22 protein-coding genes are annotated in these 19,334 nt (G+C 58.8%); 16 read left to right on the top strand and 6 right to left on the bottom strand.

Going from position 1 to position 19,334, the window contains the following annotated elements; translation table 11 throughout:
* The first annotated feature begins 8 nt into the window (after positions 1 to 8).
* The 12 genes from rplR to BLR72_RS06120 all read left to right on the top strand — a co-directional run bounded on the left by rplR (position 9) and on the right by BLR72_RS06120 (position 7,931).
* Positions 9 to 371 carry a 50S ribosomal protein L18 gene (gene rplR, locus BLR72_RS06065; RefSeq protein ID WP_027233176.1) on the top strand — a complete coding sequence of 121 codons (363 nt, stop codon included), beginning with the start codon at positions 9 to 11 and terminating at the stop codon, positions 369 to 371.
* Between the two features lie 55 nt (positions 372 to 426).
* A complete protein-coding gene (gene rpsE, locus BLR72_RS06070; protein WP_091922984.1) occupies positions 427 to 990 on the top strand; it encodes a 30S ribosomal protein S5 in 564 nt (187 codons plus the stop codon).
* Positions 991 to 1,055: 65 nt separating this feature from the next.
* Positions 1,056 to 1,256 carry a 50S ribosomal protein L30 gene (rpmD, locus tag BLR72_RS06075; RefSeq protein ID WP_027233178.1) on the top strand — a complete coding sequence of 67 codons (201 nt, stop codon included), beginning with the start codon at positions 1,056 to 1,058 and terminating at the stop codon, positions 1,254 to 1,256.
* A 16-nt stretch (positions 1,257 to 1,272) separates the two neighbouring features.
* Positions 1,273 to 1,749 (top strand): 50S ribosomal protein L15, encoded by a 477-nt coding sequence (gene rplO / locus BLR72_RS06080; RefSeq protein ID WP_027233179.1) that lies wholly within the window; start codon positions 1,273 to 1,275, stop codon positions 1,747 to 1,749.
* A 129-nt stretch (positions 1,750 to 1,878) separates the two neighbouring features.
* The gene (gene secY / locus BLR72_RS06085; RefSeq protein WP_027233180.1) at positions 1,879 to 3,219 is read left to right on the top strand and encodes a preprotein translocase subunit SecY; all 1,341 of its coding nucleotides are present in this window, start codon (positions 1,879 to 1,881) and stop codon (positions 3,217 to 3,219) included.
* A complete protein-coding gene (locus BLR72_RS06090; RefSeq protein ID WP_091922980.1) occupies positions 3,216 to 3,866 on the top strand; it encodes an adenylate kinase in 651 nt (216 codons plus the stop codon). The genes secY and BLR72_RS06090 overlap by 4 nt, the downstream gene beginning before the upstream one ends.
* A gap of 210 nt (positions 3,867 to 4,076) precedes the next feature.
* Positions 4,077 to 4,445, top strand: a complete 369-nt coding sequence (gene rpsM / locus BLR72_RS06095) for a 30S ribosomal protein S13 (protein WP_027233182.1) — start codon at positions 4,077 to 4,079, stop codon at positions 4,443 to 4,445.
* A gap of 130 nt (positions 4,446 to 4,575) precedes the next feature.
* Positions 4,576 to 4,965 carry a 30S ribosomal protein S11 gene (gene rpsK, locus BLR72_RS06100; RefSeq protein ID WP_008124952.1) on the top strand — a complete coding sequence of 130 codons (390 nt, stop codon included), beginning with the start codon at positions 4,576 to 4,578 and terminating at the stop codon, positions 4,963 to 4,965.
* A gap of 111 nt (positions 4,966 to 5,076) precedes the next feature.
* Complete coding sequence (locus BLR72_RS06105; protein ID WP_027233183.1) at positions 5,077 to 6,090, top strand: DNA-directed RNA polymerase subunit alpha; 1,014 nt, start codon at positions 5,077 to 5,079, stop codon at positions 6,088 to 6,090.
* 73 nt (positions 6,091 to 6,163) lie between these two features.
* Positions 6,164 to 6,592, top strand: a complete 429-nt coding sequence (gene rplQ, locus BLR72_RS06110; RefSeq protein WP_027233184.1) for a 50S ribosomal protein L17 — start codon at positions 6,164 to 6,166, stop codon at positions 6,590 to 6,592.
* Between the two features lie 244 nt (positions 6,593 to 6,836).
* Positions 6,837 to 7,244: a type II toxin-antitoxin system VapC family toxin gene (locus BLR72_RS22670; protein ID WP_091946079.1), complete on the top strand. Its 408-nt coding sequence runs from the start codon at positions 6,837 to 6,839 to the stop codon at positions 7,242 to 7,244.
* Between the two features lie 141 nt (positions 7,245 to 7,385).
* A complete protein-coding gene (locus tag BLR72_RS06120) occupies positions 7,386 to 7,931 on the top strand; it encodes a hypothetical protein (protein WP_175492278.1) in 546 nt (181 codons plus the stop codon).
* On the opposite strand, the gene BLR72_RS06125 is transcribed toward BLR72_RS06120, so the two are convergent.
* Together BLR72_RS06125 and BLR72_RS06130 are read right to left on the bottom strand one after the other, a co-directional pair.
* Positions 7,928 to 8,539, bottom strand: coding sequence for a LysE family translocator (locus BLR72_RS06125; protein WP_091946082.1), 612 nt, complete (start codon positions 8,537 to 8,539; stop codon positions 7,928 to 7,930). The two genes, BLR72_RS06120 and BLR72_RS06125, sit on opposite strands and share 4 nt — an antisense overlap.
* 72 nt (positions 8,540 to 8,611) lie before the next feature.
* The gene (locus tag BLR72_RS06130) at positions 8,612 to 9,418 is read right to left on the bottom strand and encodes an AraC family transcriptional regulator (RefSeq protein ID WP_091946085.1); all 807 of its coding nucleotides are present in this window, start codon (positions 9,416 to 9,418) and stop codon (positions 8,612 to 8,614) included.
* 193 nt (positions 9,419 to 9,611) lie between these two features.
* On the opposite strand from BLR72_RS06130, the gene BLR72_RS06135 reads away from it, so the two are divergent.
* The gene (locus BLR72_RS06135; RefSeq protein WP_091946088.1) at positions 9,612 to 11,036 is read left to right on the top strand and encodes a DegQ family serine endoprotease; all 1,425 of its coding nucleotides are present in this window, start codon (positions 9,612 to 9,614) and stop codon (positions 11,034 to 11,036) included.
* Positions 11,037 to 11,052: 16 nt separating this feature from the next.
* Positions 11,053 to 12,366 carry a replication-associated recombination protein A gene (locus BLR72_RS06140; protein ID WP_027233189.1) on the top strand — a complete coding sequence of 438 codons (1,314 nt, stop codon included), beginning with the start codon at positions 11,053 to 11,055 and terminating at the stop codon, positions 12,364 to 12,366.
* Between the two features lie 52 nt (positions 12,367 to 12,418).
* Here the strand turns inward: BLR72_RS06140 and BLR72_RS06145 are convergent, their stop codons facing one another.
* A complete protein-coding gene (locus BLR72_RS06145; protein WP_091946091.1) occupies positions 12,419 to 14,194 on the bottom strand; it encodes a glucan ABC transporter ATP-binding protein/ permease in 1,776 nt (591 codons plus the stop codon).
* A gap of 330 nt (positions 14,195 to 14,524) precedes the next feature.
* Between BLR72_RS06145 and BLR72_RS06150 the strand changes: the two genes are divergently transcribed.
* Both BLR72_RS06150 and BLR72_RS06155 read left to right on the top strand, forming a co-directional pair.
* Complete coding sequence (locus tag BLR72_RS06150; protein ID WP_027233191.1) at positions 14,525 to 15,511, top strand: RluA family pseudouridine synthase; 987 nt, start codon at positions 14,525 to 14,527, stop codon at positions 15,509 to 15,511.
* 68 nt (positions 15,512 to 15,579) lie between these two features.
* Complete coding sequence (locus BLR72_RS06155) at positions 15,580 to 16,371, top strand: ATP12 family chaperone protein (protein WP_091946094.1); 792 nt, start codon at positions 15,580 to 15,582, stop codon at positions 16,369 to 16,371.
* A 69-nt stretch (positions 16,372 to 16,440) separates the two neighbouring features.
* Here BLR72_RS06155 and glnA read toward each other — a convergent pair whose 3' ends face one another.
* The 3 genes from glnA to BLR72_RS06170 all read right to left on the bottom strand — a co-directional run bounded on the left by glnA (position 16,441) and on the right by BLR72_RS06170 (position 19,309).
* On the bottom strand, positions 16,441 to 17,850 hold the full coding sequence (gene glnA, locus BLR72_RS06160; RefSeq protein WP_027233193.1) for a type I glutamate--ammonia ligase: 1,410 nt from the start codon (positions 17,848 to 17,850) through the stop codon (positions 16,441 to 16,443).
* 71 nt (positions 17,851 to 17,921) lie between these two features.
* Positions 17,922 to 18,260 (bottom strand): P-II family nitrogen regulator, encoded by a 339-nt coding sequence (locus BLR72_RS06165; protein WP_027233194.1) that lies wholly within the window; start codon positions 18,258 to 18,260, stop codon positions 17,922 to 17,924.
* A 242-nt stretch (positions 18,261 to 18,502) separates the two neighbouring features.
* The gene (locus BLR72_RS06170; RefSeq protein ID WP_091946096.1) at positions 18,503 to 19,309 is read right to left on the bottom strand and encodes a DUF72 domain-containing protein; all 807 of its coding nucleotides are present in this window, start codon (positions 19,307 to 19,309) and stop codon (positions 18,503 to 18,505) included.
* Positions 19,310 to 19,334: the final 25 nt, after the last annotated feature.

Consider the following 19,334-nt stretch of genomic DNA (forward strand, 5'->3'; position numbering starts at 1 on the left):
TTCGTGTCATGGCATCGCCGAAAGAAATCATTCAGCGTCGCGCTGCGCGTGTTCGCCGCCAGCTCAAGGCGGTTGCCGGTGACCGTCCGCGGCTCAGCGTCCACCGTTCTTCAAAGAATATCTATGCGCAGGTCATCGACGACGCGCGTGGACATACGATTGCATCCGCATCTACCCTCGAAGCTGACCTCAAGGGCAAGCTGAAGACCGGTGCAGATTCGGATGCAGCAGCCCTCATCGGCAAGCTCGTCGCCGAGCGCGCCGTCAAGGCTGGCATCAAGGAAGTCGTCTTCGACCGTGGCGCCTATATTTACCACGGCCGCGTGAAGGCGCTTGCCGAAGCTGCTCGCGAAGCTGGCCTTAGCTTCTAAGGGCAGACTTTAAAAAACCATTCGTGCTACCGGAAAAGAAAAAGGAATTAGGAGCATGGCACAGGAAAAGAGAAGCCGCGAAGATCGCGGCCGCAACGAAGAGCGCGATAGCGAATTCGTTGACAAGCTGGTCCATATCAACCGTGTTGCCAAGGTCGTCAAGGGCGGCCGGCGTTTCGGTTTTGCTGCTCTCGTCGTCGTTGGCGACCAGAAGGGCCGCGTAGGCTTCGGTCATGGCAAGGCACGCGAAGTGCCGGAAGCCATCCGCAAGGCAACCGAGTCCGCAAAGCGTGAGATGATCTTCGTACCGCTTCGTTCGGGCCGTACGCTGCATCACGATGTCGAAGGCCGTCATGGCGCCGGCAAGGTTCTGCTGCGTGCAGCAACGGCAGGTACCGGCATCATCGCCGGTGGTCCGATGCGCGCCGTCTTCGAAACGCTCGGCGTTCAGGACGTTGTCGCCAAGTCGCTCGGTTCGTCGAACCCCTACAACATGGTTCGCGCGACGTTTGATGCCCTCAAGCATCAGATGCATCCGAAGGACATCGCTGCACAGCGCGGTATCAAGTATTCGACACTGCAGGCTCGCCGCCGCGACGTGGTCGGTTCGGAAGAATAGGCCAGGAACTGGCGCAGCGGGGCAGGGGCCGTTGGCTCCGCCCACTGTAGACAAAGGACAAAGTCATGGTTGAGAAAAAGAAGGGTAAGACGGTTACGGTCGAACAGATCGGTAGCCCTATCCGCCGTCCGGTTGAACAGCGCGCAACGCTCGTCGGCCTGGGCCTCAATAAGATGCATCGCCGCAGCACGCTTGAAGATACGCCTTCGGTGCGTGGCATGATTGCCAAGGTTCAACATCTCGTCCGCGTCGTGGACGAGGCTTGATACCGGAGATATTCAGATGAAACTCAATGAACTGAGTGAAAACACAGGCGCCACCAAGGCTCGCAAGCGCGTTGGCCGCGGTATCGGCTCCGGTTCCGGCAAGACTGCCGGTCGCGGTGTGAAGGGTCAGAAGTCGCGTTCGGGCGTTGCCATCAACGGTTTCGAAGGCGGCCAGATGCCAATCTATCGCCGCTTGCCGAAGCGCGGTTTCACCAACATCTTCGCCAAGAGCTTCAACGTCGTTTCGGTTGGCCGTATCCAGGCTGCCATCGATGCCAAGAAGCTCGATGCGAAGGCGTCGATCACCCTCGAAGCTCTCAAGGCTGCCGGCGTCATCCGCCGCGCCAAGGATGGCGTTCGCCTGCTGGCCGATGGTGACATCAAGACGGCGGTAACGCTTGAAGTGGCCGGCGCCTCCAAGGCTGCGATCGAAAAGATCGAAAAGGCTGGCGGTACCGTCAAGCTTCCGGCAGCCCCTGCTGCTGCAGAATAAAATCTGACTATTCGAGCGGCGATCTCCCTGATCGCCGCTTGTACCTTTTATCAAGGGCACATATCTGGGTAGAGCCGCCGATTCCCGTTCGGGTGGCGAGGCCCCGTCGGGCACAGACCGGAGACTATAATGGCTTCAGCCGCAGAACAGCTCGCGTCAAATCTTAATTTCTCTGCTTTCTCGAAGGCTGAAGAGCTCAAGAAGCGCATTTGGTTTACTCTTGGCGCATTGCTGGTCTACCGTCTCGGTACCTACATTCCGCTGCCGGGCATCAATCTTGCCGCTTACGCACAGGCATTCAATCACCAGGCACAGGGCATCCTCGGGATGTTCAACATGTTCGCCGGTGGTGCCGTCGCCCGTATGGCGATCTTTGCGCTCGGCATCATGCCTTATATTTCCGCCTCGATCATCGTGCAGCTGATGACGTCGGTCGTACCGGCGCTGGAGCAGCTGAAGAAGGATGGCGAGCAGGGCCGCAAGGTCATCAACCAGTATACCCGCTACGGCACGGTGCTGCTCGCAACGGTCCAGGCCTATGCGATCGCAGTCGGCCTGCAGGGCAGCCAGGGAATTGTGACCAATCCGGGTCCGTTCTTCCTGTTCTCGACCGTCATCACTCTCGTCGGCGGCACCATGTTCCTGATGTGGCTGGGCGAACAGATCACTGCCCGCGGCATCGGTAACGGCATTTCGCTGATCATTTTCTCGGGCATCGTCGCCAACCTGCCGCAGGCAATCTCCGGAACGCTGGAACTCGGCCGTACCGGCGCTCTGTCGACTACGGTTATCCTTGCGATCATCGTCCTGACGATTGCCGTCATCGGCATCATCGTCTTCGTCGAGCGCGCACAGCGCCGCCTGCTGATCCAGTATCCGAAGCGCCAGGTCGGCAACCGCATGTTCCAGGGCGACACGTCGCATCTGCCGCTGAAGCTGAATACGGCCGGCGTCATTCCGCCGATCTTTGCCTCGTCGCTGCTGCTTCTGCCTGCAACGATCGCCGGCTTCGCGCAGAGCCACAATCTGCCGGCATGGGCAACGACGGTGCTGTCGTCGCTCGGCCATGGCCAGCCGATGTACATGGCGCTCTATGCAGCGATGATCGTGTTCTTTGCCTTCTTCTATACGGCGCTCGTCTTCAATCCGAAGGACACCGCCGACCAGTTGAAGAAGCATTCCGGTTTCATTCCCGGCATTCGCCCCGGCGAGCGTACGGCTGAATACATCGATTACGTCCTGACGCGTATTACAGTTCTTGGCGCTATCTATCTTGTCATCATCTGCATGCTGCCAGAATTCCTGATTTCGTGGGCGGGTGTTCCTTTCTATCTCGGCGGTACGTCGCTGTTGATTGTCGTGAGCGTGACGCTCGATACGGTTGCACAGATCCAGGGTCACCTGATTGCGCATCAGTATGAAGGGCTGATCAAGAAGTCGAAGCTCCGTGGGGGGAAACGCAACAGATGAGATTAATACTTCTCGGACCACCGGGGGCAGGTAAGGGAACTCAGTCTCAGCGCTTGGTAGAAAAACTAGGGATTCCACAGCTCTCGACGGGCGACATGCTGCGCGAGGCGGTGAAAGCCGGAACGGAAGTTGGCCTGAAGGCCAAAGCGGTGATGGATGCCGGGAACCTCGTTTCCGACGAGATCGTCAATGCGATCGTCTCCGAACGCATCGACCAGCCGGATGCGGTCAAGGGGTTCATCCTCGACGGCTATCCGCGCACGCTGGTACAGGCGGATGCGGTTGAGGACATGCTTGCGGCCAAGGGGCTCGAGCTGGACTGCGTGATCGAGCTTGAAGTGGACGACAATGTTCTCGTCGAGCGTATTTCCGGAAGATACTCCTGCGCCAAGTGCGGGACCGGTTATCACGACACCAACAAGAAGCCGCATGTTGCCGGCGTCTGCGACAAGTGCGGATCGACCGAGTTCAAGCGCCGGCCGGACGACAATGCCGAGACGGTGCGCACGCGCCTCGAAGCATACTACAAGCAGACCTCGCCATTGATTGGCTACTACTATGCCAAGGGCAAGTTGAAGAAGGTCGATGGCATGGCCGACATGGAAGATGTCACCGCGTCTATCGAAAAAATTCTGTCGGATTTATAGATCTGACATAATTTCATCGAAGGAGTTGACTTTTTGCGGCGATTCCTTCAAGTACGGCGCAAATTCGCTTGGATATGAAGCGGTCGGCGCCGATCCGGTAAAGCAGGTTCGGGGCTGATCGTTTGTGTTTGTCCCGGATATAAGTTTTCATCCCGCCATCTGGCTGCCGTGTTGGCACTCCAGCTCTGCCGGTCAACAAGGAGAATAGACGTGGCACGTATCGCTGGCGTCAACATCCCGACGAACAAGCGCGTTGTAATTGCGCTTCAGTACATTCACGGGATTGGTCAAAAGTTTGCTCAGGAAATCGTCGAGAAAGTCGGCATTCCTGCAGAGCGTCGCGTCAACCAGTTGACCGATGCGGAAGTTTTGCAGATTCGCGAAACGATCGACCGCGATTACCAGGTTGAAGGTGATCTGCGTCGTGAAGTTTCGATGAACATCAAGCGTCTGATGGATCTGGGCTGCTACCGCGGTCTGCGTCATCGCCGCTCGCTGCCGGTTCGTGGCCAGCGCACGCATACCAATGCGCGTACCCGCAAGGGTCCTGCCAAGGCAATCGCCGGCAAGAAGAAGTAAGTTCATGCCGGCGCGATTGCTCGCGCCGGCTCTGCCTTTGGCAGATGCAGTGCTGGTTTCGCACTTTAAATGAAACCACGGTGGAGCCTCTGGAAATACGGAGGCGTCGAGATCAACTGAAAGGACTACCATGGCCAAGGAAGCCACGCGCGTTCGCCGCCGCGAGCGCAAGAATATTTCGTCGGGCGTTGCCCACGTCAATTCGACATTCAACAATACGATGATCACCATCACGGACGCACAGGGCAATGCGATTGCCTGGTCTTCCGCAGGTGCGCAGGGTTTCAAGGGTTCGCGCAAGTCGACCCCCTTCGCTGCACAGATGGCCGCTGAAGATTGTGCCAAGAAGGCACAGGAACATGGCATGCGTTCGCTCGAAGTCGAGGTCTGCGGACCTGGTTCCGGCCGTGAATCGGCTCTGCGCGCGCTCCAGGCTGCCGGTTTCACGATTACGTCGATCCGCGACGTAACGCCGATCCCGCACAATGGCTGCCGTCCGCGCAAGCGTCGCCGCGTCTAATCTTCGCGACAGGATTTTGACCGCATGAGCTGGGTTTCCAGCTCCTCTGCGGTTTCCACGCCTCAATGCCACGATTGGATGGTGGTAAAGGCTAGGATAGGGAAAAGCTAAATGATCCAGAAGAACTGGCAAGAACTTATCAAGCCGAACAAGGTCGAGTTTCAGACCTCCGGCTCGAAGACCAAGGCAACGGTCGTCGCCGAACCGCTCGAGCGCGGTTATGGCCTGACGCTCGGCAATGCCCTGCGCCGCGTGCTTTTGTCCTCGCTGCGCGGCGCTGCCGTGACGGCGGTACAGATCGACGGCGTTCTGCATGAATTCTCGTCGATTCCGGGCGTTCGCGAGGATGTCACGGATATCGTCCTCAACATCAAGGAAATCGCAATCCACATGGAGAGCGATGGTCCGAAGCGCATGGTCGTGCGCAAGGAAGGTCCTGGCGTCGTTACGGCCGGTGACATCCAGACCGTTGGCGACATCGAGATCCTCAACCCGGAACACGTCATCTGCACGCTCGACGAAGGCGCTGAAATCCGCATGGAATTCACCGTCAACACCGGCAAGGGTTACGTGCCTGCCGACCGTAACCGCGCTGAAGACGCGCCGATCGGGCTCATCCCGGTCGACAGCCTCTATTCGCCGGTACGCAAGGTTTCGTACAAGATCGAGAACACCCGTGAAGGTCAGGTTCTCGACTATGACAAGCTGATCCTTTCGATCGAAACCGATGGCTCGATCTCCGGTGAAGATGCGGTTGCCTATGCAGCGCGCATTCTGCAGGACCAGCTTGCGATCTTCGTCAACTTCGACGAGCCGCAGAAGGAAGTTCAGCAGGAACAGGTTACCGAACTGGCGTTCAATCCGGCCCTTCTCAAGAAGGTCGATGAACTCGAGCTTTCGGTCCGTTCGGCAAACTGCCTCAAGAATGATAACATCGTCTACATTGGCGATCTCATTCAGAAGACAGAAGCAGAAATGCTGCGCACCCCGAACTTCGGCCGCAAGTCGCTGAACGAAATCAAGGAAGTTCTGGCTTCCATGGGTCTCCATCTTGGCATGGAAGTACCGTCGTGGCCGCCGGAAAACATCGAAGATCTCGCGAAGCGCTACGAAGACCAGTATTAAGAACCCGGGCAGATCGCCCGACAGTATAAAGCCCGGGCAGTGAGCCCGAACAAAGAAACTAAGGAGAAGGCTCATGCGCCACGGTAATTCAGGCCGCAAGCTTAACCGGACTGCCAGCCACCGCAAGGCGATGTTTGCCAATATGGCCGCATCGTTGATCGAGCATGAGCAGATCGTGACAACGCTGCCCAAGGCCAAGGAAATTCGTCCCATCGTTGAAAAGCTTGTCACGCTCGGCAAGCGCGGTGACCTGCACGCTCGTCGTCAGGCCATCTCGGCTATCCGCGATGCCAAGCTCGTTGCCAAGCTGTTCGATACGCTTGCACCGCGCTATGGCCAGCGCAACGGTGGTTACATCCGCATTATGAAGGCAGGCTTCCGCACCGGTGACAATGCACCGCTCGCAGTTGTCGAATTCGTCGATCGCGACACCAGCGCCAAGGGCTCCAAGGACCTGGCTCGCGTTGCTGCCGAGCAGGCCAACGAAGCCGAAGCAGCGTAAGCACCACTTACTAGCTATAGCAGTTGATTTGGGGGCCTCGTGCCCCCTTTTCACGTTTGAGGTGCTGGCGGGTGAAGGCACCGCGACCCGCTCCACGACGGGCGATGGAGTACAAAGGCTGGCGACTCTGGCGCTTGTCGGAAATCGCTTTACAACGTCCGGCTCGTTGTCAAACTTGCATCGTCCGTTCCACACGTTGCAGAAGTCGGGCGCGATATGATCCCGATCAGGGAGTTCCTTGGTTATGGCACGCTTTGTAATTGGCCCTGACGTTGCCTTGCATCTTGCGGAGATCGACGCGGCAATCCCTGCGAAACATCAGCTGCTCGCGCCAACGCTTTTAAGGTCGCAAGTTCTGGCGCTGCTTTATGAAGCCGTTAGACGTGGGGATATCGATCGCAAGGGCGCCAATGCAAAACTTGACTATCTTCGGTCGCTGAAGCTCCGTTTGCTCGGTGATCGGGTCCTACAGCGCGTTGCTTGGGACATTGCCCAGCAACTGGATTGGCCTGACACTTATCAGGCAGAATATCTCGCCTTGACCCGCCTTCAGGCCGATGCCTTCATCACGCTCGACCGTGATCTTGCGCAAACAGCACAGGCCATCATACCGGTGGCGTCAATAGAAGACCTCCTCAACGCACCCGACTGATCATTGTAGGAACGACCGCAGCCCACCGTCGTGCAAGGCTCTTTCGCGATCGTGTGCCCGGCTCGGGTAACCCTTTTACGTACTTGTGTTGAGGGACCCCGACCGGCAATCTGCCCTCGGTCTATTCCGAGGGAGGGTTCGATGAACGACGACCGGGAAGCAGCATTTCAAGTAACAATCAGGCATTTGCAACGCAGCGCGGCTGCATTGGGTGCGTTCGTGGCGGCTGGTATGCTGTTGCTGACGCTTCTTGTCGGAACCGCATATGCGCAGCAGCCGACAGCGGCCCAGCAAAATGCCATCAAGTCCAACTGCCGCAACGATTTCATGGCGCAATGTTCGGGCGTGCAGCCTGGAGGGCAGGCCGCCCTCTCATGTCTGCAACAGCATAGTTCATCACTTTCATCTGCCTGCAAGAGTGCGGTTGCAGCGATCGGCGGATCAAGTGCTCCCGCGGCAGGAGCGACGACACCCGCGCCCGCTGCGACCGCGCCTGCTGCGGCAGCGCCCGCTGCCAAGGCCTTTACGCCGCGCGAGGAAATGGCGATCGCCCGGCAGGAATGCGGACCCGACTTTCGTGCATTCTGTCGATCGGTGGCGCTCGGTGGTGGTCGGGGAATTGCCTGTCTGCGCGAGAACATGGCGCGGCTTTCGCCCGGATGCCAGAAGGTGCTGAGCGCCCGCTAACGGTCGGCCAGCGCAAGCTTCATCCCCAGCACGACGAATGCGCCGGCGAAACTCCGGCGCAGCCAGGTCAATATGCGTGGCCTGGCGATGACCTGATTGCGTACCGATGCCGCGAATAGTCCATAGAGCACGAAGACGACGAACGTCATCAACATGAACACGCTGCCCAGCCAAAGCATGCGCAGCAGCGGATGCGGCTCGTTCGCGCTGACGAATTGCGGCAGGAAGGCGAGGAAGAAGATCGACAGTTTCGGGTTGAGGATGTTGATCAGGATCGCCTTCAGCGTAATTCCCGCCATCGAACTCTGACCGCCATCGGCATCGATCTTGAGTGTACCGTTCTCGCGCAGCGCGTTCCACGCCATATAGAGCAGATAGGCGACGCCCAGATACTTGAACGTGTGAAACGCGACGGCGCTGGTGTGCAGGATGGCCGCCAATCCGCCGATTGCGGCCGCCATATGCGGTACAATGCCGATCGTGCAGCCGAATGCGGCAGCGACACTCGCCCAGGCGCCGCGGGAAAGGCCGGTTGCCAGCGTATAGACCACGCCCGTGCCCGGCGAAACGACGATGATGAATGATGTAATGAGGAATTCGAGACCCACTTGTGTGCTCCTTTTGTGTCTCGGCTGAAACTGGAGCAAGCCGAACCTGGCGTCTTGAATGAGATTGCAAGGTCAGGCGTAGGACGCCGCGTAGGCACCCGGAGAGACCCCGAATTTGCGAATAAAGAGGCGGGTCATGTGGCTCTGGTCAGCGAAGCCGCTGGCCGCTGCGGCTTCCGCAAGGCTGGTGCGCTGCGCAATAAGGTGCCGCGCGAGGTCGAGCCGGCGTTGCATCAAATAGGCATGCGGTGAAAGACCAGTGGCCTTGACGAACCCGCGCAACACCTGAAAGCGGCTGATGCCACAGATGTCGGCGAGATCGGCAAGGCTGATATGTCCCGCAGGATCGTCATCGATCTTCGCCATGGCGCGCAGGACCGGGGCAGGGAAGCCGTCCCGGCCCCTTCTGCGCTCATGACTCATACCCTTGAGAATGTGCACGAGCAGTTCGTCGCATAACAGCTTGCTGGTCCGGTCGCCGGTCGCAGTAAGGGCTTTGAACAGGCTGACGAACGGCACAGCAAATCGCGCATCATCGATCACCGGAAGCGTGAACTCAAAATTACCATCCACATCCCCGTCGAGCTCGCTTGTGGCTTCGGCAATGACGGCCGGATCAAAATAGAGCATGCGCCAGCTGCGCCCGGCATCGCCGATCGGCATTCCGTCATGGATCTCACCGGGATTGACCGTGATCATGTTGCCGGCCTCAGCTTCCACCATGCCGCGGCCGCTAGCGGATTTCTGTGCGCCTTGCTCGATAAGGCCAAAACCGTATTGCTCGTGAAAGTGACGCGGAAAGGCATGGGCCGTTGAAGCAGCAACGGCTTCAACCCCGGCAATATGACTGGGGTAGATATGGAACTCGCCCTTTGCCATGCTTGTCTCGCTTTGAGCGCCGGTGTCACGCCCGCATCTTTTACGCCAAATCGCCGATCTGCAGAAGCGGCAATTTGCGCAGGGCAAGCGCACGCTTGCGTCTCAAATTTGCTTTGTTTCTTCGCTGGTATTCGGCTCTAAAAGCGCCACATTGGTCGAGAGTTTGACTGATTCATCACTTCAGGAGATCGCCATGAGTTCCAAGGTTGCCGCCTCGGCGCGGACCCTCATTCTCTGCACAGCACTGCTTTCTGGCACTGTAGCGCCCGTTTTCGCACAGACGGCGGCAGACACGACCAGGCAGCTTCCGGCGACGCGAAGTGACATGCAGCTTTCCTTCGCGCCTTTGGTCAAGCAGACGGCGGGCGCTGTGGTGAATGTTTATGCCGCCCACGCCGTTCAAAGCCGCTCGCCTTTCGCAGGCGATCCATTTTTCGAGCAGTTTTTCGGCGGTCAGTTCAATGGGTCGCCGCGCGTCCAGTCCGCGCTCGGTTCTGGCGTCATTGCCGATGCTTCCGGCATCATCGTGACCAACAACCACGTGATCCGCGATGCCGATACAGTGAAGGTTGCGCTGTCGGACGGCCGCGAATTCGACTCCAAGGTGCTGCTGAAGGATGAATCAACAGATCTTGCCATCCTCAAGATTGAAGCGGGCGAAGCATTGCCATCGCTTCAGCTGGCCGATTCCAACAAGGTGGAGGTCGGTGACCTCGTTCTTGCGATCGGCAATCCCTTCGGTGTCGGCCAGACCGTAACCAGCGGCATCGTCTCGGCGCAGGCGCGGACGCGCGTCGGCATTTCCGATTTCGACTTCTTTATCCAGACCGACGCCGCGATTAATCCGGGTAATTCCGGCGGCGCACTCATCGACATGAGCGGCAAGCTTATCGGCATCAACACCGCGATCTTCTCACGCTCAGGTGGTTCGATCGGCATCGGATTTGCTATTCCTTCCAATATGGTACGCGCCGTTGTTGAGACGGCCAAGGGCGGCGCGGATAGGTTCGAGCGGCCCTATATCGGTGCTGCCTTCCAGAACGTGACGCCGGATGTCGCCGAGAGCCTCGGCATGAAGCAGCCCTATGGCGCGCTTGTGACTGCGGTGACCAAGGATAGCCCGGCCGAAAAGGGTGGACTGCTGGTCGGTGACGTCGTCCTCTCCGTCGATGGCGTGCGCATCGAGAATCCGGACGGTCTCGGCTATCGCCTGACGACGGCGGGTATCGGCAAGAGTGTAAAGTTCGACGTGCTCAGCCGCGCGAAGGAAAAGACCGTCACCGTCGCGCTAGAAAAGCCGCGGCCGGATTCTGCCGACAATCAAATGCTTATTCAGGGACGCAATCCCCTTTCCGGCGCGCATGTGATCAAACTCTCGCCCAGCAGTGCGTCGCGTCTCGACCTTCCGTCGGATACGGAGGGTGTGGCAATCGATAAGGTGTTTCCAAACACGCCGGCCGCGCGCATCGGGCTGCAACCCGGCGATATTGTTCGCGGTGTTAACGGCGCGGAGATTGCGAGCGTCTCCGACCTCAGCAAGGCGATGTCAGCGAAGCCGACGCTTTGGCGCTTCGATTTCGAGCGCGGCGGTGCCATAATCCGCCAGGTCATTCGCTGATACGGAAAAAGGAAACATGGCGGATCTCTTTTCAGTCGGCGAGGATCCGGCATTGGACAAAAGTCGGCCGCTTGCGGATCGCTTGCGGCCGAAAACATTGCAGGAAGTAACCGGCCAGGAACATCTTACCGGGCCGGAGGGCGCGTTGACGCGCATGATCGAATCCGGTTCGCTCGGCTCGATGATCTTCTGGGGGCCACCGGGGACGGGCAAGACGACGGTGGCGCGGCTCCTCGCCAATGAAACCGATCTGGCGTTCGAGCAGATTTCCGCGATATTCTCAGGCGTCGCCGACCTGAAGAAAGTCTTCGACGCGGCACGTGCGCGTAAGATGTCGGGACGGCGCACACTGCTTTTCGTCGACGAAATTCATCGTTTCAACCGCGCACAGCAGGATTCCTTTCTGCCTGTCATGGAGGATGGGACCATCGTGCTTGTCGGCGCGACCACCGAGAACCCGTCGTTCGAGCTTAACGCCGCTCTCCTGTCGCGTGCCCGCGTGCTGGTATTTCACCCGCATGATGAGGCAAGCCTCAACGCCCTGATGGAGCGGGCGGAGATTCATGAGGGCCGCGAGCTTCCGCTGACCAAGGAAGCGCGCGCCAGCCTGGTGCGCATGGCCGATGGCGATGGCCGGGCAATCCTCACACTTGCCGAGGAAGTGTGGCGGGCGGCGCGCGACGGCGAAACCTTCGATGCGGAACGGGTCCAACAGATCGTGCAGCGGCGTGCGCCCGTCTATGACAAGGGGCAGGACGGCCATTACAATCTGATCTCCGCGCTGCACAAATCGGTGCGGGGCTCCGATCCGGATGCCGCTCTCTATTATCTCTGCCGTATGTTCGATGCCGGGGAAGATCCGCTCTATATCGGCCGCCGGCTGGTGCGGATGGCGAGCGAGGATATCGGGCTTGCAGACCCGCAGGCGCTGGCGATCTGCAATGCAGCCAAGGACGCTTATGACTATCTCGGCTCACCCGAGGGCGAACTGGCGCTTGCCGAGGCCTGTGTCTATCTGGCGACCGCGCCGAAATCCAACGCCGTCTACACCGCCTACAAGGCGGCGATGCAGGCGGCAAAGCAACATGGCTCCCTCGTGCCGCCCAAGCATATCCTCAACGCGCCGACGAAACTGATGAAGGGCGAGGGCTACGGCAAGGGCTATGCCTATGACCACGATCAGCCCGACGCCTTTTCGGGCCAGAACTATTTCCCCGAAGCCCTTGGCCGCCAGACCTTTTACGACCCGCCGGAGCGCGGGTTCGAACGGGAGTTGCGCAAGCGCATCGATTATTGGAACAAGCTGCGCAAGGAACGCGGTGAGGAGTGAATACAAAAAGGGCCGCTCTTCAGCGGCCCTTGATCATTTCATGTCAGTCTTTTCAAGCGGCTTCCGGCTTGCGCGGGAAGGGCGTGACATTTGCGGTATCGTCGTCGAGCTTCAGGCCACCGGCCTTGAGCAGCGAGGTAAAGCGGCCATTCTGACGTGCAAGCTCGTCGAAGCTGCCCTTTTCGACGACTTCACCCTGATCCATGAAGAGCACGAGGTCCGCATCACGGACCGTCGAAAGACGGTGAGCGATGATGAAGGTGGTGCGGTTCTGGCAAAGCTTGTCGACTGCAACCTTGACGCGGGCCTCGGTCTCGACGTCGAGCGCACTTGTCGCCTCGTCAAGGACGAGTATCGGCGCATCCTTGAGGATGGCGCGGGCGATAGCGACACGCTGGCGCTCACCACCGGAAAGCTGCGAACCGCGTTCGCCGACGACGGTGCCGTAACCCGCCGACTTGGAGAGGATGAAATCGCTAGCATCGGCTGCTTCCGCTGCGGCCAGAACGTCTTCGTCGCTCGCCTTCGGCCGGCCGACGCGGATATTGTCCTCGATCGAGCGATTGAACATGCCGGCATCCTGGAACACCGTCGCGATGGCATTGCGCAGCGAGCGACGGCTGATCGTTCTCGTATCGATATTGTCGACGAGAATGCGGCCTTCCTTCGGATCGTAGACCCGCTGCAGGAGGTTGATCAGGGTCGTCTTGCCGGCGCCGGTCGGGCCGACGATGGCAACTGTCTGACCCGCCCTGGCCTTGAACGAGACGTGCTTCAGACCCTGTGTCGAATTGGCGAAGGCGAAGGAAACATCCTCGAACTCTACATCGCCCTTAACATTGTCGATGTCATGCGCCGACTTGGACTCGACTTCATATGCTGCTGAAGCTTCCATCTCGAAGAAGTCTTCGAGCTTGGCGCGTGCCGCAAAGATCTGGTTGACGAAGGCGCTCAATTGGTCGAGGCGGCCAATGAGGAGGGCGGCGAAGCCGGTAAAGGCAACGACCTGGCCGACATTCATCTCGCCATGGGCGACGAAGTAGGAGCCGAGAAACAAAACGACGATCATCGAAATCGTAGCGGCCATGCGGTTGATGCCGCTGGCAAGCGCCCACCAGTTGAGGACCGGATACTGCGAGTCGAGGAGCTGCTTCGCGTAGGTCTGGAGCGCACGGGTCTCCTCGTCTATGCGGTTATAGCTCTGCAACACGGAAATATTGCCCATCGAGTCGGTCACGTGGCTGAACGCCTTGATGTGATGACGCTCAACCTGGGCCTGACCATCCTTGGTCTTGGCGGTGACGACGCGGCTGACGATGACATAGACGACGCCGAGCACGGCGAGAACCGAAGCAAGACGCCAATCCTGGGCCAAAGCCAGAGGTATGAGGCCAACCAGGGCGACCATCGTTGCAAGGTGCGTGCGCATGAATTCGAGCCACAGACCAAACAGCGTCTCGATGGCGCGCAACAGCGTGTGCATGGAATTAGACGTGCCGCGCTGATGATGCCAGGACAGCGGCATGCTGATGACGCGGTTATAGGATTCGGTCAACACAGCAAGCTTGCGCCGATGCGCCAAGCGATCTGCCTCGCGGGACACCAGTACGTTTGCGCCGATATGGAACAGGCCGACGGCGGCTAGCTGCGTCAGCGGAAACAAAACGTCCGCTTTCATAGAGATTGCATAGATGACGCGGCCTACAAGAACAGGCTCGATCAGCATGGTTAAGGCCAAGGCGATGTTGACGACACAAATGAATAATGTCGCGCCTTTCTCTTCGCCAAGATATTGGAGCGATTTCCAATAGATACCTAACAATGACACTTTGCCACTCCGCTTGCTTGGGGACGCTACTCGCGCGCAGATTTGACTCTGCATCAGACTCTTGTGCACCGCAATATTCAACACCTGAAAGTCTTCGTAGTTTCAAGCTCCAGGCAGGAACAATTTTCTACGTCGCGTAACGTCCCGTGAAGATTCAACCATTTGAGTTTGCAAAATAAAGAAGCGCGCCTGAATGTAATATGAACGAAATTATACTTGTGGTTTAGGAAGCGTGTGGCCCGCTGTTCGGCGGGTAATCGCACGAGCCTCGCATTATGGCTCGCAAGAGTTGCCGCATAGTGTTATGCGCATGCCTGAAAGGTCAGGTTTATGGCAGTTGTAGAACAAAAAACAGTCGATACAGGTGAGGCGGAGATGCGCCTCGACCGATGGTTCAAGGTGCATTATCCGGGGCTCGGCTTCGGCCATTTGCAAAAATTGCTACGGTCGGGGCAGATCAGGGTCGACGGGTCGCGGGCAAAGTCGGACACCCGCCTGCAGGCGGGTCAGAGCGTGCGAATTCCGCCGCTGCCAGTCGATTCAAAGGCCGAGGGCAATCTCACCGGCAAGAGCATACGCGGCCGTGAGGATGGCGACGTCCTGTCGCAAATGTTGCTATACGAAGACCCCAAGGTATTCGTGTTCAACAAACCAGCCGGGCTCGCGGTACAGGGTGGCTCCGGCGTCAATCGCCATGTGGACGACATGCTCGAAGCCTGGCGCAACAAGAAGGGCGAAAAGCCGCGTCTCGTGCATCGCCTGGATCGGGATACCTCCGGTGTTCTCGTCGTTGCAAGGACCCGCGGCGCCGCGCAGGCACTCACCGCGGCGTTCCGCGAGCGCGACACCAAGAAGACCTATTGGGCATTGGTGAAGGGCGTGCCGCGCAAGCGCGAGGACAAGATCACCACCTGGCTGGTGAAGGAGGCGACAGCCGATGGCGACCGAATGCGTATCGCCAAGCATGGCGAGCCGGATTCCGACCATGCCGTTTCCTACTACCGCGTCATTGAATCGGCGGGGCAGGTGCTGACCTGGCTCGAGATGGAGCCATATACGGGACGAACCCACCAGTTGCGCGTTCACGCCGCCCATATCGGCTGCCCGATCATCGGGGATCCGAAGTATTTCGAAGCGGATACCAACTGGTCGTTCCCGGGCGGGATTCAAAATCGCCTGCATCTTCATGCGCGGCGCATCCGCGTTCCCAATCCATCGGGTGGGATAATCGATGTCACAGCGCCCTTGCCGCCGCACATGGTGCAATCCTGGAACCTGCTCGGCTTTGACGAGGCTGATGCGGACGAAGAGATGTGATCGGCTTGCCGGCGCATTCTCTCGCGCCTATATCCGCCGCAACGAATTGAACATCAATAGGTAACGATATGCGCAACGACCTCTTCAACCTCGATGCGAGAGAGGGACTCTCCGACCCAGATCCGGTTCGGCGCGCCCAGATACAGTCGAAACTGCCACTGCCGAAGCGGTTCTATAAGGAAGCGCAGGTCGCTGAACGCGACGGCAGGTTCGTCGTCGAACTCGACGGCCGCAGGGTCAAGACGCCGGCGCGCCAAGACCTGGCACTGCCGACGCAGGCCGCTGCGCAAATGGTAGCATACGAGTTTGCGGCGCAGGAAAAGGAAATCGATCCAGCGCGGATGCCGGCAACGCGCATCGCCAACACGGCGATCGATGGTATCGTGCACGATCCGCAGGCGGTGCTCGAGGATGTGCTGCGCTTTGCTGCGTCAGACATGGTGTGCTATCGCGCTGGTTCGCCCGAGCGGCTGGTGGCGCGTCAGACCGAACTTTGGGATCCGCTGGTCGACTGGGCCGGGGCCAGCCTCGGCGCGCGCTTTATGCTCGCCGAAGGGGTAATGCATATCGAACAGCCGCGCGAGGCACTCGCCGCTTTCAGCGTGCATCTCGGGCAGTTCAACGATCCCTTCGCTATCGCCGCCCTCCACACGATCACGACGCTGACTGGCTCTGCCATTCTCGCGCTCGCCGTCGCCAAGGGCGAAATCTCAGGTGCCGATGCCTGGAAACTTGCCCATGTTGACGAGGACTGGACGATCGAGCATTGGGGCGAGGACGCGGAAGCGAGCGAGCGCCGGGCGATCCGCGAGCGGGAAATGATGGCGGCCGTCCAAATGCTGGAAGCTGTCGGAAGCTGATTGGTCCAAGACAGGGCAATAAAAAAAACCCCGGCGAAAGCCGGGGTTTTTCATTGTCATATGAGGTGCTTACACCGAGTAGTACATGTCGTACTCGACCGGATGCGGGGTCATTTCAAAGCGCATGACCTCGGCCATCTTCAGTTCGATGAACGAATCGATCTGATCGTCGTCGAAGACGCCGCCGGCCTTGAGGAAGCCGCGATCCTTGTCGAGGCTCTGCAGGGCCTCGCGCAGGCTGCCGCAAACAGTCGGGATCTTCTTCAGTTCCTTGGCCGGCAAGTCATAGAGATCCTTGTCCATCGGCTGGCCGGGATGGATCTTGTTCTTGATGCCGTCGAGACCAGCCATCAGCATCGCGCTGAAAGCGAGGTAAGGATTGGCCGAAGGATCGGGGAAACGGATTTCCACGCGCTTCGACTTCGGCGACGAGCCGAAGGGGATGCGGCAGGAAGCCGAACGGTTGCGGGCGGAGTAGGCCAGCAGAACCGGCGCTTCGTAGCCCGGTACCAGGCGCTTGTACGAGTTGGTCGACGGGTTGGTGAAAGCGTTGATTGCCTTGGCATGCTTGATGATGCCGCCGATGAAGAACAGGCAGTTCTCGGAAAGACCGGCATATTCATTGCCGGCGAATGTCGGCTTGCCGTCCCTCCAGATCGACATGTGGACGTGCATGCCCGAGCCATTGTCGCCGAAAACCGGCTTCGGCATGAAGGTCGCGGTCTTGCCGTAGGCATTGGCAACCTGATGCACGACATACTTATAGATCAGCATCTTATCGGCGTTGCGGGTCAGCGCATCGAACTTGACGCCGAGCTCGTGCTGGGCAGCCGCCACTTCGTGGTGGTGCTTTTCGACGCGCACGCCCATTTCGGTGAGGACAGTCAGCATTTCCGAGCGCATGTCCTGACAGGAATCGATCGGCGGGACCGGGAAATAGCCGCCCTTGATGCGCGGGCGGTGGCCGAGATTGCCGGTCTCGTAGTCGGTGTCGTCGTTGGACGGCAGTTCGGTCGAGTCGAGCTTGAACCCTGTGTTGTAGGGATCGGCCTTGTACTTGACGTCGTCAAAGACGAAGAATTCGGCTTCCGGGCCGACGAAGATCGTATCGCCGACGCCCTGTGCCTTCATGTAGGCTTCGGCCTTCTTGGCGGTGCCGCGCGGGTCGCGATTATAGGCTTCGCCGGAAATCGGGTCGAGGATGTCGCACAGGATGACCATTGTCGACTGGGCGAAGAACGGGTCCATGTGAACCGTGTCAGTGTCGGGCATCAGTACCATGTCGGACTCATTGATGGCCTTCCAGCCGGCAATCGAGGAACCGTCGAACATGACGCCATCGGCGAACATGTCTTCATCGACTTCTGCAATATCCATCGTCACGTGCTGCAGCTTGCCCTTGGGGTCGGTGAAACGAAGGTCAAGGAACTTTACATCGTTGTCCTTGATCTGTTTCAGGATATCTTTGGCGGTGGTCATGTTTTTTCCTCACTCGGTGACGATGATTGGGTTTGCCGGCCCGAACGTGCCAGCAGATGGGAGAGTTAGCTTTAGATTGCGTCGATGCCGGACTCGCCTGTCCGGATACGCACGACTTCCTCGATGTTGGAGACGAATATCTTGCCATCGCCGATGCGGCCGGTTTGCGCGGCCTTGCGGATCGCCTCGATGGCGGCCTCGACGGAGTCGTCGCCAAGAACGATCTCGACCTTCACTTTCGGCAGGAAATCCACCACGTACTCGGCGCCGCGATAGAGTTCCGTATGCCCCTTCTGGCGGCCGAAGCCCTTTGCTTCGGTAACGGTAATGCCTTGAAGCCCCACTTCCTGCAGTGCCTCTTTCACCTCATCCAGCTTGAATGGTTTGATGATGGCTTCGATTTTCTTCATCAGAGAATAATCTCCCTATGTACACAAAACGAGCCTCTTGCCCGCTTGCCTCAACAAAAGCAGGAACTATGCCAATTCGGCGGCGTAGTCACAAATATCGACGTTACCGCGTAGCGGGCGGCGCATTTGTCCCCGCCGCCTTGTTCCAAGGTATGACTGCCTCGAAAAATGACTGAGGATGCAGATTAAAAAATAAGCAAACTGCATAAAAATTATGCGGTAATCCGAGTGCGAGTGCCGGCTTACTGCTTGATCCGCTGTGCGAGCGCCTGAGCTGCCTGCGGAGCGCGCACTTTGCCTTCGTGGATGAAATAGACAAACACGTCGCGTTGGCGCTTCTGCGCCTTCTCGTCGGGAGCGGCAAGCGGCAGATCCTCGGGCACGTCGCCCTTTGACCAGTCCTTGGCGCGGTCGGCCCATTTGTCTAGCGCTTCCGTCGGATAGGCGGTTTCGACCGCATCGTCACCTTTCTGCAAACGCGCATAGACGAAATCCGCGGTCACGTCAGCGATTTCGGGATATTCGAAGTGCTCGGCATACACCACCGCAACGTTCTTCTTGCGGGCAAGCGCAATGAACTCCGGATCGACGAAGGAGGGGTTGCGGACTTCCACGGCATGGCGCAACGCGTGACCGGCCTCCTTCTCCGGCAGAAGATCGAGAAACGCGCCGAAATCCTCGGCGTTGAATTTCTTCGTCGGCGCGAATTGCCAGACGAGCGGGCCGAGCCTGTCACCAAGTTCGACCACTCCGGACTTGCAGAAAAATTCGATGGATTCACCGGCTTCCGCCAACACCCGCCGATTGGTGACGAAGCGATGGCCCTTGACCGAGAAGATAAAACCATCCGGCACCTGCGAGGCCCATTTGGCGAAAGTCGCCGGCTTTTGCGTGCTGTAGTAGGTGCTGTTGATCTCGATGGTCTGGAGGTGCTGGCCGGCATATTCCAGTTCCTTGGTCTTCGACAGGCCCTTCGGATAGAAGGTGCCGCGCCAGGGTTCAAATATCCATCCGCCGATGCCGGTGCGCACGGTGCCGCTGTCGGTCATTTATTCTCCTCCCGCTATGCCAATA

Source organism: Phyllobacterium sp. YR620 (assembly GCF_900104165.1).
Taxonomy (GTDB): domain Bacteria; phylum Pseudomonadota; class Alphaproteobacteria; order Rhizobiales; family Rhizobiaceae; genus Phyllobacterium; species Phyllobacterium pellucidum.